Here is a 15,930-nt window from a genome sequence, read left to right as displayed (position 1 = left end):
GGTCCTTCTGGTGCGTCGGACAGCCCGTGGCCGCGCATGTCATAGCGCAGGATCCGCAGGCCCTCGGGAAGGAAGGGCAGGACCGCGTCCCACAGGTGCAGGGTCGTGCCAAGCGAGTTTGAAAAGACCACGGCGGGGCCAGTCTGCGGTCCTGTGATCTGGGCGTAGATGCCGGTGCCATCGGGGCGTGTGATCATCTGTTCTTGCATCATCTTGTCTTTCTGCCGCTAGGCCAGTGTTTCCAGCGCTTTGGCAAAGACAGCCGCATCCACATTGCCGCCTGTGGCGACAGCGATCACCGCATCGCCGCTGAATTCATCAGGATGGAAGAGCGCTGCGGCAAGGGCTGCCGCACCGCCCGGTTCCACGACAATGCGCAGACGTTCAAAGGCAAGAGCCATGGCATGCAGGCATTCGTCCTCGGTTAAGACAACGCCGGGGCCGCAAAGCCTTTGCATGATCGGGAAGGTCAGATAGCCCGGTTGCGGGGTGATGATCGCATCACAAAGCGACCCGCTCAGGCGCGCGTTGCGTTCGATCTGGCCGCTTTGAAGTGAGCGCGTGACGTCGTCAAAGCCTTCCGGCTCGGCGGGCCGTGCGCGCAGGCCGGGCGCGTCTGCGGCGAGGGCGAGGGCGATCCCCGAGGTCAGACCACCACCACCGCAACAGACCATCACATCGGCCTCGGTCACGCCCAGTGCGGTCATATCTTCTGCAATCTCGAGGCCGACTGTGCCTTGGCCAGCAATCGTCATTTCCGCATCGAATGGCTTGATCAGGGTCAGGTTGCGTTCCGCTGACAGCCGTTCACCAATTTCGTCGCGGTCTTCGGTTTCGCGGTCGTACAGGATCACTTCGGCCCCGAGCGCGCGGGTGTTCTCGATTTTCACCGCAGGCGCATCGGCAGGCATGATGATGACCGCAGGCGCGCCGTGTTCACGGGCGGCAAGTGCGACGCCTTGGGCATGGTTGCCGCTGGAAAAGGCGATGACGCCGGTTTTCAGCGCGTTGTCCGAGAGGGCCGAGACCGACGCCCAGCCACCACGGAACTTGAAAGACCCGGTATGTTGCAGGCACTCGGCTTTCACAAAAACCCGTCTACCTGCGATCTCATCCAGAAAAGGCGAGGTCAGGATCGGGGTGCGCCGTGCGTGGCCTTTGATGCGGGTGGCGGCGGCGCGGATCATGTCGATGTTCATTGTAGTTTCTCCAGCCAGCGGTGCAGCGCATCCACGGCATCAGGTTCGTCAAGGAAGGGCACATGCCCGCGGCCTGCAATGTCGGCGCGGATCATATCGGGGCGGCGGTGTTGCATTTCATCTGCGGTCGCTTGGCTCAGCAAATCCGAGTTTGCGCCGCGAATGAGTGCCAGCGGCAATCCCGCCAGCGCGTCGAACAGCGGCCACAGATCGGGGGCGGGTTGCGCGCCGCTGGCCAGCACTGCGTCGCGCAGTTTGGGGTCGTAGCGGATAATCAGGCCATCGGGGGTTTCCTGATAGTGGGCCTGTACTTCGGCCAGCCAGCGACCCATCGGAACACCGGTGAAATGTGTCCAGAGCTTGGCGCGGGCCTCTGCCGCCTCGGCGTAGGTTTTTTGGGCAGGGTTGCGCCCGATATAGTCCTTGATGACATCAAGACCCTTTGGCGCAATTTCGGGGCCGATGTCGTTGAGTGCGACGCCCACAAGCCTGTCTTTGGCCGTCGCCGCCAGCATCATCGCAATCAGACCGCCGCGCGATGTCCCAAGGATCGCGGCTTTTTCCAGCCCCAGATGATCCATCAGGGCCAGTACATCGGCGGCCTCTTGCGGGATCGTGTAGGAAGCGGGATCGGCCCAGTCAGATCGCCCGCGCCCGCGATAGTCGGGCCGGATCAGGCGGACAGGCAGGTGGGGCGCGACATGGTCGAAATCAGCGCCGTTGCGGGTCAGCCCCGCAAGCGCGATGACCGGTAAGCCCGTGCCTTCGTCCGTGTAATGCAGGCGCAGCCCGTCGGTAGAGGTGTAGCTGGGCATCACAGAAGCTCCGGTATTGCGGTGAGGTCGGAGAGCAGGTGGTGCGGTGTGGCATAGAGCCTGTCGACCGGCTCGCCTGCGCGGTTCACCCATGCGGTCTGAAACCCGTAACCGGCGGCACCGGCGGCGTCCCAGCCATTGGACGACACGAAGAGGACCTCGCCTTTGGCACAGCCGAAACGCGCGCCGATCATGTCGTAAACGCGTGTGTGGGGTTTGAAGACGCCGACGTCTTCGACGCTCAGCAGCGCATCCAGCAGGTCGCGGATATCCGCAGAATTGACCGCGGCCCGCAGCATATCGGGGGACCCGTTCGACAGGATTGCCGTGGCGATGCCGTGGTCCTTGAGGCTGCGCAACATAGCGGGGACTTCCGGATAGGGGCTGAGTTCCCAGTACAGCTCCAGCAGGCGGGTGCGCGTGGCGGGATCGGTCAGGTCGTGGGCCTCAAGAGCCCAGTCCAGACCATCCTGCGTGACTTTCCAGAAATCGCAATGCCTGTCGGCCACGGCGCGCAGCCATGAATATTCAAGCTGCTTGCGCCGCCAATCGCGCGCCAGCGCAGGCCAGACAGCCGCGAGACCCGCGTGCGCAGGGTCTTGGGCGGCCTGCATCGCGGCGGCGTTGACGTCGAACAGCGTGCCATAGGCATCAAAGACTGCGGTGGTGATGGGCATGGGGGTCTCCATTGGGTGAAATCCATCGTGGCATGCCCGCCCGCCCACGAAAAGGGGCAATGCGTTTGCATCCCCTGCTATGATTGCATAGGGTGCGCCTTCAAATTTTGAAAAGGATGAGAAAGCGAGACCATGACCGAAGCAAAAACAGGCGATACCGTAAAGATCAATTATGTCGGCACACTCAACGACGGGCAGATGTTTGACAGTTCCGAAGGCCGTGATCCACTGGAGTTTGTTGTGGGCTCCGGTCAGATCATCAAAGGGTTGGACAGCGCGATCCCCGGCATGACCGTGGGCGACAAAAAGACCGTGAACGTGCCTTGTGATCAGGCCTATGGCCACGCGAACCCAGAAGCGCGCCAAGCGGTGCCACGCGAACAGATTCCGGCAGAAATCCCGCTTGAGATCGGCACACAGTTGCAGATGCAGACACCGCAGGGGCAGGTTGTTCCGGTGACTGTTGCAGAAGTGACCGAGGCCGAAGTGACACTGGACGCCAACCACCCGCTGGCCGGTCAGGACCTGAACTTCGAAATCGAAGTGGTCGAGATCAAAGCGGCCTAAGCACGCCGATCCTTCATAGCAAAGCGCATCCCGTGCAAACGGGGTGCGTTTTTTTCGTTTTGCATTGTTCATGTGCTTGCAACGTCAAAGCATACATCTGCACAGGTTGCAGCGATGGTTGGCTGTGAGCCCTAACTCGCAATCTTCTACGTTGTGGCATCGGTCATTGCTGTGATCCTCATGCGCGTCCCGCAGCCATCTCACTTTGTGGGGCCACATGGTTTTCAGGTGTGTTCGGCAATCGTGACGTTCCTTCTATAACAATCCTGGAATGTCCGAGCCTTGGATGGAGCTTGCTTGCCAACCCCCAGGCAAAGAACAATCCTGCACCGCCCGCTATAAAGACCCCCGAAATTGGCGCGACAAGTAGCACGAGCCATGCGACGCCCGGGGTCAAAATACCGGAAACGTCGCGAAAACTGGAATAGATTGCCGACATCTCGGTGCGTTCAGACGGCTTGACCGCAAGCAGGAACGGCAGGCCAGCAGAGACATCCAAAAGGATCAGAAAGAACGATCCCGCCATCAGGCAGACCACCGCCAAAAGGGGGACGCCATGTGGCAGGCCCGCCATCACGAACAAGAGTGCAGACATCGCAAAACCCGTCCTCACAGCCGTTCGGACCGATTTTCTTTTCATGAAGCGCAGCATCAGCGGGGCAAGAAAAAGCGCTGCATTCGAGATCGAGAGGGCTACTCCGCCTAACTGCTCGCTCAACCCGTTTTGCACGGCATAGATTGGGAGGTATACGACATAGACCCACCAGCCGCAGGACCGGATGACCGCAAAAAGCCACCCAGTAATCAACCGAGGTTGCGCAAAGAAACGGCTAAAGAACGCAAAGGGATTGGTCGGCGGTCGTGTGCGCTTCGTGATCAGTTTTCCGTTCCCAAGGCGCATGGTAAGGAACGTCAGCAGCATCACGATGGACGCCACAGCCGCAATGCCAAACGGCGCGAACGCCCACCACTTATAGAGGTATACGCCCAACGCGGGGCCGATGGTCCAACCCAACCCGCTATAGAGAAGGCGAGAGGTTTCAAGCTGGCCAAGTTCGACTTTGGCCACATAATCCAAGACATAGGCGTTGAAGCACACAAACGTCGTTACGGTCGCGACCGTCGTCAATGCGAGACCAGCAATCACTGTATTTGGGGTCTGAGCCGTGGCCAGCAGAGCGCCTGCGGAGAACATTAACGTACCGATAGCATAGACCCAACGTCTGGGAATGAAGTGGATCAGGTAAGGGATCAACAACCCCACAACCAAAGACACCAGCCCGATCGTGAAATAGACCTCCGAAACGACGACGGCATCTTGGAGAGCGTTGTACATCACCAGCGGGAAAACCGAGATCAAGATACCTCGTGCAATCGCCTCCGTACCGGCCAGCAAGGCAAATCCGCGCACACTGGGTGTCGGGGCATGGCGCAGCCACTCGGGAATTCGACGATCGTGCATAGGAATTGCTCAGGCGAGGTTGCTGCAACTATGCAAAAGGTAATTCTGCCGTGCATTGCCATTTACGACCCAATGTCGCTTTCGAAGATTGCCCGCTGCCAGTTTGTGGTGGAGCCGTCGTCATTGCGGGGGTGCATTTACACCTCATCCCGCAGAGCAGACAGCCCGCCTGACGGTGCAAAACGCCAGCACGCGAGTGAATTCAAAAACAGGGCGCGGTGTTTACAGATTGTCCGCCTGCGGCATCCCCAGCACATGGTAGCCGCCGTCGACGCGGATAATCTCGCCTGTGGTGCAGGCCCCCGCATCGGAGGCAAGGTAAACGGCCGTGCCGCCCACCGCCTCAAGCGTGGCGTTGCTGCGCAGGGGGGCGTTCTGGTCGGTGTGTTTGTAGGTTTTGCGCGCGCCACCGATGGCCGCGCCTGCAAGGGTTTTCATCGGGCCGGGGCTGATCGCGTTGACGCGGATCCCTTGGGGGCCAAGGTCATTGGCAAGATAGCGCGTTGCGGATTCCAGCGCCGCTTTCGCCACGCCCATGACGTTGTAGAACGGTGTGACTCTGTTGGACCCTTGGTAGGTCAGCGTCAGCAACGTCCCGCCATCGGGCATCATCTCGGACGCCCGCTTGGCTACGTCGATGAAGGAATAGCACGAAATCGCCAGCGAGTTCTTGAAGTTGTCGCGGCTGGTGTTGATGAAGCGGCCTGTCAGCTCGTTCTTATCGGAAAATGCAATCGCGTGGACCACGAAATCAAGCGTGCCCCAGCGGTCTTTGAGCGTCTGGAACGCCAGATCCATGCTGGCATCGTCGTTCACATCCACATCGACCATGATGTCGGACCCGACAGAGGCGGCAAGCGGTTCAAGCCGTTTGCCGAAAGCCTCGCCCTGATAGGTGAAGGCCAGTCCGGCGCCTGCGTCGGCCATGGCTTTGGCGATGCCCCAGGCAATGGAGCGTTCATTCGCCACGCCCATGATCAGCCCGCGTTTGCCCTGCATGGAAATCGTCATTGGCCTATCCTTTGAATTTGGAAAGCAGCATGGAACCGTTGGTGCCGCCAAACCCGAAAGAGTTTGTCATCACCGTATCGAGCCCTGCGTTTTCCACCAGCGATGTGGCGATCTCGGACGGGTCCAAGGCTGGGTCGAGGTTTTCGACGTTGATCGAGGGGGCAATAAAGTCGTGTTCCAGCATTAGCAGGCAATAGACGGCCTCTTGTGCGCCTGTGGCACCTTGGCTGTGGCCAGTCATGGATTTGGTCGAGCTGATGGGTGGCGTGGTGCCTTTGCCAAAGACGCGGCGCACGGCCTCGACTTCGCCAACGTCGCCCACAGGGGTCGATGTGCCATGCGCGTTGATGTAGCTGACCTTGCGGCCCTCGGGCAGCGTGACCAATGCGCCGCGCATGGCGCGTTCGCCGCCTTCGCCCGAAGGGGCCACCATATCGGCCCCGTCTGATGTTGCGGCAAATCCTGTCACTTCGGCATAGATTTTCGCACCGCGTGCCTGCGCGCTTTCCATCGTTTCCAGCACCACCATCGCACCACCGCCCGCGATCACGAAACCGTCGCGGTCGGCGTCAAAGGCGCGGCTCGCGCGCTCGGGGGTGTCGTTATATTTTGAGGACATCGCGCCCATGGCGTCAAAGAGGCACGAAAGCGTCCAGTCCAGTTCCTCGCCGCCGCCTGCGAACATGATATCTTGCGTGCCCAATGCGACTTGCTGCGCGGCCATGCCGATGCAGTGCAAGGAGGTGGAACAGGCAGAGGTGATCGAAAAATTCATGCCTTTGATTTTATAGGCTGTCGCGAGGTTCGCGCTGACCGTCGAAGACATAGCTTTTGGCACCGCAAACGGCCCGATGCGTTTGGTTGAGCCTGTCTCTTTGACGACCTCATGTGCCTTGAGAATGGCCGAAGTGGATGGCCCGCCCGAGCCTGCAATCAGGCCCGTCATCGGGTTGACGACCTGCTCTTCGGTCAATCCGGCGTCGAAAATCGCCTGTCCCATGGCGATGTGCGCATAGGCCGCACCCGGACCCATGAAGCGCAGGGTGCGCTTGTCGACGTGGTCGGTGATGTCGATCTTGAGCGTACCCGCGATCTGGCTGCGGAAACCGTGTTCGGCCATCTCGGGCGATGCCTCGATCCCGGATTTTCCGGCCTTGAGTGCGGCAAGCACTTCTTCGGCATTGTTTCCGATCGGCGAAACGATCCCGAGACCTGTGACAACAACGCGGCGCATGGGCACCTCTCCTTTTGAACGGTAATGGATGTGCGAGGGCGAAGCTCTCGACTAGCTTTCAGACAGGGCGACTTTCATGTCGGTGACTTGATAGATGACCTCGCCATCCGCCTCAACAATTCCGTTGGCCACGCCCATGGTGAGGCGGCGGGTCTGGATGGCTTTGGTGAAATCTACCTTATATGTCAGCATCTTGCGGTCCGGACGGACCATGCCCGTCAGTTTGACCTCGCCGACGCCGAGCGCATAACCACGCCCTTGCCAGCCGCGCCAGCCGAGGTTGAAACCGGTCAGTTGCCACAGGCCGTCAAGCCCAAGGCAGCCTGGCATGATCGGGTTTCCGGGGAAATGGCAGTCAAAGAACCACAGATCAGGTGTGATATCGAATTCAGCGACAACATGGCCTTTGCCATGTGCGCCAGCATCGCCCGATATGTCGGTGATCCGGTCCATCATCAACATCGGAGGTGCCGGTAGCTGGGCGTTGCCTTCGCCGAAAAGCTCGCCACGGGCGCAAGCCAGCAGGGCGTCTTTGTCGAAATAAGTCGGGTAATCGGCCATATCTTTGGTCTCGTTCTTCTTTACTGCGTCGCACGACCTCTATCACTCAGCGGTTTATGAGAGCAAGTCTGCGCTTTTCTGACGGTTTTCATTTGATCCGGAGGATATTCTTCCCATATACTTGAGAATAATTGTCATAAAGGGCGATCATGTCAGATATAGCGACACAGCGCAGCACAAACTGGTTGGCAGGAGCAGGGCTTCGGCCAACACGTCAGCGCGTGACCTTGGCGTCTTTGCTGGTGGGCGACGGGCAGGACCGCCATGTGACAGCCGAGAGCCTTTTTGAAGCGGCGTCCGATGCGGATGAGAAGGTGTCGCTGGCGACGGTCTACAATACGCTGCGCGCGTTCTGCGATGCGGGGCTGGTGCGCGAGATTACAGTGGACGGATCGAAAAGCTACTTCGACACGAATATGACAGACCATCCGCATTTCTATTGGGAAGACAGCGCGACTTTGACAGATGCGCCTGCGGAAGAGTTGGAAATCCGCAACCTGCCCGATGCGCCGGCAGGGGCAGAAATTGCGTCAGTGGATGTTGTCATCCGGTTGCGCCGGAAGTGACGGGTAAGGTGGATCTTGATCCACCTTACGGTTTGCACAGTTTCACAAAAAATTAACTGATATTTGCGACGGTCGTCGCATGTCTCATTACCGTCGTCTTTACGTGCCCGGTGGCACCTATTTCTTCACCGTCCGCTTGCAGGATAGCCGGTCGGACCTTTTGGTATCGCAGATTGGCCTGTTGCGTGACGCGATGCGCCTGTGCCGCAAACGCTGGCCGTTTGAGATTGAGGCCGCAGTGATCCTGCCCAACAAGCTGCATATGATCTGGACATTGCCTGAAGGCGATGCCGATTTTTCCAAACGCTGGCGGCTGATCAAGACAAGTTTTTCACGCCATGCGCCGGCGCCGGCCTTTATTCCAGAGAGCCACCTTAAACGAGGCGAAAAGGGCATCTGGCAGCGCCGGTTCTGGGAACATCTGATCCGCGACGAGGGTGACATGGCGCTCCATCTCCATCTGATCCGGTCGGCGCCAGTACATGCCGGTTTGGTCCAACGGCCAAGTGAGTGGCCCTATGCCTCACTGCATCATCGCAAAGATCCAAGGATCAGAACCACTGCCCCGGTTCCATCAACCCCAAATCCAGAAGCTGTTGTGAGTGCCAGCTGAAACGCGCGGATTGAGGCCAGTGAAAGGTTGTGATCGCAGCGCGGCTGCCGGGGTTACGCCGCAGCGCCTTGGCCGTCCGGAAAGAGCCGATCGCGGCAGAAAGGTTGTTGTGCCACGGGCAGGAATAGGTGTTGTATTCGGCGATATTGAAGCCCCGATCCGCCTGCATCTCCAGACCGGGCTGTGCGCGGAAAAATGAAATCCGGTCGGTCCGTTGGCGCAGTTTTGGGATATGCTCTTCGAACCGCCATCGCAGCCCGCCAAAGACATTGACCTGCCGGTCCAGTGTTTCGCCATCATCGTTCTCGCGGGCAAGCGCGTAGTAGCCGGATTTGTCAAAATGGGCGCCGTCATGATCGACACCGTCCGGATGGGCCGTCAGGTCTTTGGCATAGAGATCGACAATCGCGCTAATCACCGTATCGCGCCGTTCTTCGCGCATGAATGTCAGCATCTCGCCAACGCTGCGCGTTTCGCAGAACGGGTAGAAAAGATATTCCGCATTGTAGCAATAATAGAGCCACTGGTCCGGCAGCGCTTTGATCATAGCATTGACGGTCACTTGCAGAGCGTCCTCTGCGCTGACGTCAAAATCGATGTGGTCAACGATGTCGGGCAGGTCAGTTGGCAACGTTTGCCCGGGCGCACAAAAGACGAGGATGCGGGCGAAACCTGCGTCGGTATGGTGGGCAATCGTGCGGGCAACCGCAACATCATCCTCGATCAGGATCAGGGCAACGGGGCCTTTGGGCGGGGTGCGTCGAAGTTCGCCCGAGAGTGCGGAAATGGATGGATAATGCATAAAACTCTCTTCGTCGAAAGGCAGGGTGCAAATTCGGTGATATCGGGCCGCATTGCAAGCATTCCGCCAAGTCGTTAGAAGGCCCGAGTTATCCTAACCCGAGAGCAGCCCCCATGTCCGCGCCAAAGAAGCTTTATATCAAGACCTATGGTTGTCAGATGAACGTCTATGACAGCGAACGCATGGCCGAGGCGCTGGGCGGCAAGGGCTATGTGGAAACCACCACGCCGGATGACGCGGATATGATTCTGCTCAACACCTGCCATATTCGCGAAAAGGCGGCTGAAAAGGTCTATTCCGAATTGGGCCGGTTCAAGGGCCTGAAGGCGGCAAACCCCGATCTGAAAATCGGTGTCGCGGGATGTGTGGCACAGGCCGAAGGCGAAGAGATCATCCGCCGCCAGCCGATGGTCGATCTGGTGGTCGGCCCGCAAAGCTACCACCGCTTGCCTGCGATGGAAGAGGCGGTGCGCACGGGGGCCAAGGCGCTCGACACCGATTTCCCCGATGATGACAAGTTTGATACGCTGAAAGCGCGCTCCAAAGCCAAGCGCGGCCCGACAGCGTTTTTGACGGTGCAGGAGGGTTGCGACAAGTTCTGTGCGTTTTGTGTCGTGCCCTATACGCGCGGCGCCGAGGTGTCGCGTCCGGCGGATCGGATCATTCGCGAGGCGCAGGAACTGGTGGAAAGCGGTGTGAAGGAAATCACGCTCCTGGGCCAGAATGTGAACGCCTATCACGGGCATGAGGGTGGCTTGGCAGGGTTGATCTGGGCGCTGGACAAGGTGGACGGGTTGGAGCGTATCCGTTTCACCACGTCCCACCCCAACGACATGGATGAGGCGCTGATCGAAGCGCATGGCACCTGTGACAAGCTGATGCCTTACCTGCATTTGCCGGTGCAGTCGGGTTCGGACCGGATTCTGAAGGCGATGAACCGCAAGCATACTGCCGAGAGTTATCTGGCACTGATCGCACGTATTCGCGCGGCGCGGCCTGACCTTTTGTTGTCGGGTGATTTCATCGTGGGCTTCCCCGGTGAGACCGATCAGGACTTTGAAGACACCATGCAATTGGTGCGCGATGTCCACTATGGGCAGGCCTACTCGTTCAAATACTCGACCCGTCCGGGCACGCCTGCCGCCGAAAAGCCGCAGCTGCCCGAGGATGTGATGCATGACCGTTTGCAACGTTTGCAGGCTTTGTTGCGTGAGCAACAGCAGGCGACGCAGGCTGCCATGGTCGGCCGCGACGTGAAGGTTTTGTTTGAAAAAGCAGGGCGCGAAGCGGGCCAGATGATTGGCAAATCCGAGTATCTGCACGCGGTTTATGCCGACGCGCCTGCGGATGTGCTGGGGCAGGTGCGCGCGGTGCGGATTATCGAGGACAGTCCGAATTCCCTGAAGGGTGTTTTGGTGTAAGGTGGATTGAAATCCACCTTACGTGCGGAACAGTCCCAGCTTCCTGAACATCCAGACCAGTCCCGCCCCCAGCACAACCAATGCCAGACAGACGGCCCAGAATGCACGCGGATCGTCAACGCCGGGCATGCCGCCGACGTTGATGCCCAGCAATCCGGTCAATAGCCCCAAGGGCAGGAAGATCGCCGATACAATCGACAGCAATAGCATCCGCTGGTTCATCGCTTCGGCACGGTTGTCCATGATCTGGTCATGCACGATCTGCGCACGGTCTCGGATCGCATCGAGTTCCTCGCCAAAGCGCTGCACCCGTTCCGCCGCCTCGCGCAGGCGCGCGCGATCATGGTTGTCCAGCCAGCCGATATCTTCGATTTCCAGCGTGGTCAGTGCGTCGCGTTGCGGCACGAAATAGCGGCGCAACACGATGGCTTTGCGCCGCAAGCCGCCAAGACGTGCGCGTGAGACACGGGCCTTCGGGTCAATGACCGCCTCTTCGAGCGTGTCGATTTCTTCGTTCAAAGTGGCCACGACCGGTTCGGCCCGATCTGTCAGACGCAATGCCAGTTTCGCTACAAAGTCACCCGGTGATCGCGGGGCTTCACCGCGTGTCACCGTCTCGGCCAGATCTTGCACCGCAAAGAGCGGACGCCCCCAAACCCCGATCACGCGCTGATGTTCCAGCCAGAGGCGCACCGACACCATGTCTTCTGGTTCTGCATCAGGGTTCAGGTTCACACCGCGCAGGTTCAAGAGCACGCCGTTGCCGTGTACGGTGCAGCGCGGGCGGGTTTCGTCAGCGATCAGCGCCGCAATCACAAAGTGATCCAGCCCTGCTTCGGCCAGCAGTGCGGGTGTCTTCGTGTCCGCTCTGTTCAGGTGCAGCCACCCAAAGCCGGGTGGGGCAAGCGTCGCGATGGTGGCGACAAATTCTGCGGGGGTGACAGGCGTGCCACTGCCTGATCCGGAGAAGACAAAGCTTATCGAATCTCTCTCCACCATTGCTGTGCTCTCCTCTTGGGGCAGATCCACCTGTCCGGTTGTGGTTCTGGCCCTTCTTGCAGCAGTTTGCGCAAGTTTATAGCATTTGGCAATTTGCGTCCCGGGCGGGGTGTTTTGTCGGGGTATCAAAGGTTTAAGGTGGAAGAACGCTGCGCCGCATCTACATCGCATGAAACGGGGCGCAATCAAAATCCGCTCTTTGCGCAAAGAGCCTTGCGCCTTGTGTCTGCACTTGCCACGATACCTACATATAGACGAAGAGGAGAGCTGATTGGCCACCGGTGCCCTGACCCCACCCGCTGACGTTGCGACAGAATCCCTGTTGGAATTCCCTGACAACTTTTTGCTGATCGATCTTTGTGGCGAATATGACCGCAACCTGACCACAATCGAAGAAAAACTGGACGTGCAGATTTTGCGCCGTGGCAACCAATTGGCCGTGATCGGTGACAAGGACGCCCGCGCCGAGGCCAGTCAGGTACTTGGCGCGCTTTACAGCCGGCTTGAGGCGGGCCGTTCGTTGGAGCCGGGCGATCTGGACCGCGAGTTGCGCATGGGTGCGGCACCCATGTTCGATCCCGCCCGCAGTGGTGACCAGATCGAGCTGTTCAAGGGTGAGACAGAGCGGGTCGAGATCAAGACCCGCAAGAAGCTGGTCGAGCCGCGCACCGATGCGCAAAAGGCCTATGTGAAGGCGCTTTTTGCCAATGAGCTTGCCTTTGGGATCGGGCCTGCGGGGACGGGTAAGACCTATCTGGCCGTGGCTGTCGGCGTGAATATGCTGATAAGTGGTCACGTGGACAAGATCATCCTGTCGCGCCCTGCGGTCGAAGCGGGCGAAAAGCTGGGCTATCTGCCTGGCGATATGAAAGACAAGGTCGACCCCTATATGCAGCCGCTTTATGACGCGCTGAACGATTTTCTGCCGGGCAAACAATCGGCCAAGATGATCGAGGAAAAGGTGATCGAGATCGCGCCTTTGGCCTTTATGCGCGGGCGCACCCTGTCGAATGCCTTTGTTGTGCTCGATGAGGCGCAGAACGCCACAACGATGCAAATGAAGATGTTCCTGACCCGTCTGGGCGAAGGTTCGCGCATGGTGATCACCGGTGACCGGACCCAGATTGACCTTCCACGCGGGGTGAATTCGGGGCTGTGGGATGCGGAGCGTTTGCTCAAGAACATTCCCAAGATCAGCTTCAACTATTTCACCTCCAAAGATGTCGTGCGCCACCCACTGGTCGCCGCGATCATCGAAGCCTATGAGGCGGATGACCCAAGGTGAGCGTCGATTGCGTTGTCGAAGATGACCGCTGGGGCGATATAGACGCCCTGGCGCAATTGGCCTGCGATGCGGCACTTGAGCGGCTGGGGTTGGAACCTTCGGTGTTTGAAATCAGCCTGCTGGCTTGTGATGACGTGCGGATCGCTGCGTTGAACGCGGATTTCCGTGACAAGCCCACGCCCACCAATGTTCTGAGCTGGCCGTCAGAGGAACGCGGTGCCGCGATTGATGGTGAAATGCCTTTGCCACCGCAGCCCGTGCCGGACCCTGAACTGGGCGATATTGCGATTGCCTATGACACCTGCGCGCGCGAAGCGACTGAGGCGGGCAAACCTTTGCGCGATCACACGCTTCATTTACTTGTTCATGGCACCCTTCATTTATTGGGTTTTGATCACGAACGTGACCGCGATGCCACCCTCATGGAAGGCTTGGAAACAGAGATACTTGGCAAACTGGGTGTTCCTGACCCATATAGGGAGTAATCGGGTCGGTTGACCCACATAGGTAAGGATAAAATGGGCGACACAGACGAAGGACCGTCTAGCGCTGCGCAAAGCGCGCAGCAGGATGAGACGGAGACCTCTCCCGGGCTTTTTTCACGTTTGGTAAACGTGTTTACTGGGCCCGCGACATCAGAAGAAAACCATGAGACTCCACGTGAAAACGTGAATGCAGCAGGCGCGATGTTGGGGATGCTGAATTTGCGCCGGATGCGTGTCGAGGACGTGTCGATCCCCAAGCCCGATATCGTGGCTGTTCCTGTCACCATCACAAAGGATGAACTGGTTGAGGTATTCCGGACCAGCGGCCTGACCCGCTTGCCCGTTTATGACGGCACGCTGGATACCCCTATCGGGATTGCCAACCTCAAGGATTTTGCGCTGCGCCACGGGTTCAACGGCAATAGTCAGGAACTGGACCTGCGTGAAATGGCCCGCCCTTTGATTTTTGTCCCCCCGTCGATGCCGCTGGGTGTGCTGCTGCAAAAGATGCAGGCCGAGCGTATCCACATGGCACTGGTCATTGATGAATACGGCGGGACTGACGGGCTGGTCACCATCGAGGACGTGATCGAACAGGTCGTCGGCGAGATCGAGGACGAGCACGATATCGAAGAGGCCAAGAGCTGGGTGCTTGAAAAACCCGGCTGTTATCTGGCTCAGGCCCGCACCGATCTGGATGATTTCGAGGCCGAGATCGGTTTGAACCTGACCGAGGCCGAGGAAATCGACGAGGAAGAGATCGACACGCTGGGTGGGTTGGTGACAATGCTTGCAGGCCATCTGCCTGCGCGCGGCGAGGTCATCGTTCACCCCGCCGGTCCCGAATTCGAAGTTGTGGATGCAGACCCGCGCCGGATCAAACGGTTGCGCGTCCGCTTGACATCGGCAAGCAATGGCTAACATTGGCGCGCAGTTTGCTGCGCGTGGGGCGTTGTTGCGGCTTCTCGCGTTTGCGGCTTTGGGGGCGGTGGCGGGATTGGGCCAAGCGCCCTTTGACCTGTGGCCTGTGACGATCCTTGCGCTGGGCGTTGTGTTTGCCCTCTATCCGCAGGCGCGGTCGCGCCGTCAGACAGTGTTTCATGCATGGGCTTTCGGGTTCGGCTATTTTGCCTTCAGCCTGCGCTGGATTGTCGAGCCTTTTCTAGTCGACATCGAGCGTCATGGCTGGATGGCCCCTTTTGCGCTGTTCCTGATGGCGGCAGGGGCCGCAATTTTCTGGGCACTGGCAGCTGGGGCGGCATCAAGGCTCGCGCCGCGCAGCACGATCATGTTTGCCCTGATGCTGGTCGGCACCGAGGTGTTGCGTTCCCTGATCCTGACAGGGTTCCCTTGGGCTTTGCTGGGCCATGTCTGGGTGACAACAGGGCTGGCGCAGGTGGCGGCCTATGGCGGGCCGCATTTGCTGACGCTTATTGCGGTGCTTTGCGGGCTGGCTGTCGCAGCCCTTATGGGGCCTGCGCGGATTGTGGGGCTTGTGGTTCTGGGGCTGGTGCTGGCGTTGTCCTTTGTCCTGCGCCCCGGACCAGTGGGGCCGCCGTCCGGTGATCTGCCAATCGTGCGTCTGGTGCAGCCCAATGCCCCGCAAGAGCAGAAATGGGACCCTGCCTTTACAGATGTTTTCCTGGCCCGCCTCACCCGCCTTAGCGCAGAAGGTCCTGTGCCCGATCTGGTGGTCTGGCCTGAAACGGCTGTTCCCTATCTGTTGAACCACATCGCGGATGATCTGGGCTTTCTGGCCGATTCCGCGCGTGGTGCGCCGCTTGTCTTCGGCATCCAGCGGCGCGATGCCGCGTCACGGGCCTATAACAGTCTGGTCGTCGTAGGCCCTGGCGGGACGGTGCAAAGCATCTATGACAAGCGCCATCTTGTGCCCTTTGGTGAATATATCCCGGGTGCCCGGCTCTTGGGGCAAATGGGGGCGACGGGGCTTGCCCGCAATCTTGGCGTCGGGTTCACGCCGGGTGCGACGCCCGGGCCCGTTGATCTGCCGGGAATTGGCCCTGCAGTGCCTTTGATTTGTTATGAAGGAATTTTTGCCGAGGAAATCACCTATGGCGACGACCGCCCGCGGTTGTTGTTGCTGATCACGAATGATGCATGGTTCGGTGAGGCTGCGGGCCCGCATCAGCACCTTGCCCAAGCGCGGTTGCGCGCAATCGAGCAGGGGTTGCCGATGGTGCGCGTGGCCAACACCGGCATCAGCGCGATGATT

Annotated in this window: 17 protein-coding genes and 1 pseudogene; 8 read left to right on the top strand and 10 right to left on the bottom strand. The window is 59.3% G+C overall.

Annotated elements, in window-relative coordinates:
* The 4 genes and pseudogenes from VGP75_RS11040 to VGP75_RS11025 form a co-directional block, all read right to left on the bottom strand.
* Nucleotides 1–209, bottom strand: a pseudogene (locus tag VGP75_RS11040) (3-oxoadipate enol-lactonase); the annotation flags it as partial.
* An 18-nt stretch (nucleotides 210–227) separates the two neighbouring features.
* Nucleotides 228–1,199, bottom strand: a complete 972-nt coding sequence (locus VGP75_RS11035; protein ID WP_327543715.1) for a threonine ammonia-lyase — start codon at nucleotides 1,197–1,199, stop codon at nucleotides 228–230.
* On the bottom strand, nucleotides 1,196–2,014 hold the full coding sequence (locus VGP75_RS11030) for an alpha/beta fold hydrolase (protein ID WP_327543714.1): 819 nt from the start codon (nucleotides 2,012–2,014) through the stop codon (nucleotides 1,196–1,198). The genes VGP75_RS11035 and VGP75_RS11030 overlap by 4 nt, the downstream gene beginning before the upstream one ends.
* Entirely contained in the window at nucleotides 2,014–2,691 is a 678-nt protein-coding gene (locus tag VGP75_RS11025) for a haloacid dehalogenase type II (RefSeq protein ID WP_327543713.1), read from the bottom strand. The genes VGP75_RS11030 and VGP75_RS11025 overlap by 1 nt, the downstream gene beginning before the upstream one ends.
* 132 nt (nucleotides 2,692–2,823) lie before the next feature.
* On the opposite strand from VGP75_RS11025, the gene VGP75_RS11020 reads away from it, so the two are divergent.
* A complete protein-coding gene (locus VGP75_RS11020) occupies nucleotides 2,824–3,258 on the top strand; it encodes an FKBP-type peptidyl-prolyl cis-trans isomerase (protein WP_327543712.1) in 435 nt (144 codons plus the stop codon).
* A gap of 178 nt (nucleotides 3,259–3,436) precedes the next feature.
* Here the strand turns inward: VGP75_RS11020 and VGP75_RS11015 are convergent, their stop codons facing one another.
* The 4 genes from VGP75_RS11015 to fabA form a co-directional block, all read right to left on the bottom strand.
* Nucleotides 3,437–4,720, bottom strand: coding sequence for an MFS transporter (locus tag VGP75_RS11015; protein ID WP_327543711.1), 1,284 nt, complete (start codon nucleotides 4,718–4,720; stop codon nucleotides 3,437–3,439).
* A gap of 222 nt (nucleotides 4,721–4,942) precedes the next feature.
* Nucleotides 4,943–5,731: an enoyl-ACP reductase FabI gene (locus tag VGP75_RS11010; protein WP_327543710.1), complete on the bottom strand. Its 789-nt coding sequence runs from the start codon at nucleotides 5,729–5,731 to the stop codon at nucleotides 4,943–4,945.
* A 4-nt stretch (nucleotides 5,732–5,735) separates the two neighbouring features.
* Nucleotides 5,736–6,965, bottom strand: coding sequence for a beta-ketoacyl-ACP synthase I (gene fabB, locus VGP75_RS11005; RefSeq protein WP_327543709.1), 1,230 nt, complete (start codon nucleotides 6,963–6,965; stop codon nucleotides 5,736–5,738).
* Between the two features lie 51 nt (nucleotides 6,966–7,016).
* Nucleotides 7,017–7,526, bottom strand: a complete 510-nt coding sequence (fabA, locus tag VGP75_RS11000; protein WP_327543708.1) for a bifunctional 3-hydroxydecanoyl-ACP dehydratase/trans-2-decenoyl-ACP isomerase — start codon at nucleotides 7,524–7,526, stop codon at nucleotides 7,017–7,019.
* Nucleotides 7,527–7,675: 149 nt separating this feature from the next.
* On the opposite strand from fabA, the gene irrA reads away from it, so the two are divergent.
* Entirely contained in the window at nucleotides 7,676–8,092 is a 417-nt protein-coding gene (irrA, locus tag VGP75_RS10995) for an iron response transcriptional regulator IrrA (protein ID WP_055294288.1), read from the top strand.
* Between the two features lie 79 nt (nucleotides 8,093–8,171).
* Nucleotides 8,172–8,705, top strand: coding sequence for an REP-associated tyrosine transposase (locus tag VGP75_RS10990; RefSeq protein WP_327543707.1), 534 nt, complete (start codon nucleotides 8,172–8,174; stop codon nucleotides 8,703–8,705).
* Here the strand turns inward: VGP75_RS10990 and VGP75_RS10985 are convergent.
* Nucleotides 8,644–9,507 (bottom strand): glycosyltransferase family protein, encoded by an 864-nt coding sequence (locus tag VGP75_RS10985; protein ID WP_327543706.1) that lies wholly within the window; start codon nucleotides 9,505–9,507, stop codon nucleotides 8,644–8,646. The two genes, VGP75_RS10990 and VGP75_RS10985, sit on opposite strands and share 62 nt — an antisense overlap.
* Before the next feature lie 113 nt (nucleotides 9,508–9,620).
* Between VGP75_RS10985 and miaB the strand changes: the two genes are divergently transcribed.
* On the top strand, nucleotides 9,621–10,928 hold the full coding sequence (miaB, locus tag VGP75_RS10980; RefSeq protein ID WP_327543705.1) for a tRNA (N6-isopentenyl adenosine(37)-C2)-methylthiotransferase MiaB: 1,308 nt from the start codon (nucleotides 9,621–9,623) through the stop codon (nucleotides 10,926–10,928).
* An 18-nt stretch (nucleotides 10,929–10,946) separates the two neighbouring features.
* Here the strand turns inward: miaB and VGP75_RS10975 are convergent, their stop codons facing one another.
* Entirely contained in the window at nucleotides 10,947–11,927 is a 981-nt protein-coding gene (locus VGP75_RS10975) for a zinc transporter ZntB (protein ID WP_327543704.1), read from the bottom strand.
* A 271-nt stretch (nucleotides 11,928–12,198) separates the two neighbouring features.
* On the opposite strand from VGP75_RS10975, the gene VGP75_RS10970 reads away from it, so the two are divergent.
* The 4 genes from VGP75_RS10970 to lnt form a co-directional block, all read left to right on the top strand.
* Entirely contained in the window at nucleotides 12,199–13,212 is a 1,014-nt protein-coding gene (locus VGP75_RS10970) for a PhoH family protein (RefSeq protein ID WP_327543703.1), read from the top strand.
* Nucleotides 13,209–13,697: an rRNA maturation RNase YbeY gene (gene ybeY / locus VGP75_RS10965; protein WP_327543702.1), complete on the top strand. Its 489-nt coding sequence runs from the start codon at nucleotides 13,209–13,211 to the stop codon at nucleotides 13,695–13,697. Before VGP75_RS10970 ends, ybeY begins: the two co-directional genes overlap by 4 nt.
* A 33-nt stretch (nucleotides 13,698–13,730) precedes the next feature.
* On the top strand, nucleotides 13,731–14,618 hold the full coding sequence (locus tag VGP75_RS10960; RefSeq protein WP_327543701.1) for a transporter associated domain-containing protein: 888 nt from the start codon (nucleotides 13,731–13,733) through the stop codon (nucleotides 14,616–14,618).
* On the top strand, nucleotides 14,611–15,930 hold a 1,320-nt coding region (gene lnt / locus VGP75_RS10955), incomplete at its 3' end, for an apolipoprotein N-acyltransferase (protein WP_327543700.1). The genes VGP75_RS10960 and lnt, both read left to right, overlap by 8 nt.

It is taken from the genome of Yoonia sp. (assembly GCF_036007805.1).
In the GTDB taxonomy this organism is placed as follows: domain Bacteria; phylum Pseudomonadota; class Alphaproteobacteria; order Rhodobacterales; family Rhodobacteraceae; genus Yoonia.
This window is presented reverse-complemented; position numbering and strand designations above follow the sequence as displayed.

What these genes read in the sequence shown, in the direction of transcription:
- VGP75_RS11035 (WP_327543715.1), bottom strand. Translation starts at nt 1,199, where the DNA reads ATGAACATCGACATGATCCGCGCCGCCGCCACCCGCATCAAAGGCCAC.
- VGP75_RS11030 (WP_327543714.1), bottom strand. Translation starts at nt 2,014, where the DNA reads ATGCCCAGCTACACCTCTACCGACGGGCTGCGCCTGCATTACACGGAC.
- VGP75_RS11025 (WP_327543713.1), bottom strand. Translation starts at nt 2,691, where the DNA reads ATGCCCATCACCACCGCAGTCTTTGATGCCTATGGCACGCTGTTCGAC.
- VGP75_RS11020 (WP_327543712.1), top strand. Translation starts at nt 2,824, where the DNA reads ATGACCGAAGCAAAAACAGGCGATACCGTAAAGATCAATTATGTCGGC.
- VGP75_RS11015 (WP_327543711.1), bottom strand. Translation starts at nt 4,720, where the DNA reads ATGCACGATCGTCGAATTCCCGAGTGGCTGCGCCATGCCCCGACACCC.
- VGP75_RS11010 (WP_327543710.1), bottom strand. Translation starts at nt 5,731, where the DNA reads ATGACGATTTCCATGCAGGGCAAACGCGGGCTGATCATGGGCGTGGCG.
- fabB (WP_327543709.1), bottom strand. Translation starts at nt 6,965, where the DNA reads ATGCGCCGCGTTGTTGTCACAGGTCTCGGGATCGTTTCGCCGATCGGA.
- fabA (WP_327543708.1), bottom strand. Translation starts at nt 7,526, where the DNA reads ATGGCCGATTACCCGACTTATTTCGACAAAGACGCCCTGCTGGCTTGC.
- irrA (WP_055294288.1), top strand. Translation starts at nt 7,676, where the DNA reads ATGTCAGATATAGCGACACAGCGCAGCACAAACTGGTTGGCAGGAGCA.
- VGP75_RS10990 (WP_327543707.1), top strand. Translation starts at nt 8,172, where the DNA reads ATGTCTCATTACCGTCGTCTTTACGTGCCCGGTGGCACCTATTTCTTC.
- VGP75_RS10985 (WP_327543706.1), bottom strand. Translation starts at nt 9,507, where the DNA reads ATGCATTATCCATCCATTTCCGCACTCTCGGGCGAACTTCGACGCACC.
- miaB (WP_327543705.1), top strand. Translation starts at nt 9,621, where the DNA reads ATGTCCGCGCCAAAGAAGCTTTATATCAAGACCTATGGTTGTCAGATG.
- VGP75_RS10975 (WP_327543704.1), bottom strand. Translation starts at nt 11,927, where the DNA reads ATGGTGGAGAGAGATTCGATAAGCTTTGTCTTCTCCGGATCAGGCAGT.
- VGP75_RS10960 (WP_327543701.1), top strand. Translation starts at nt 13,731, where the DNA reads ATGGGCGACACAGACGAAGGACCGTCTAGCGCTGCGCAAAGCGCGCAG.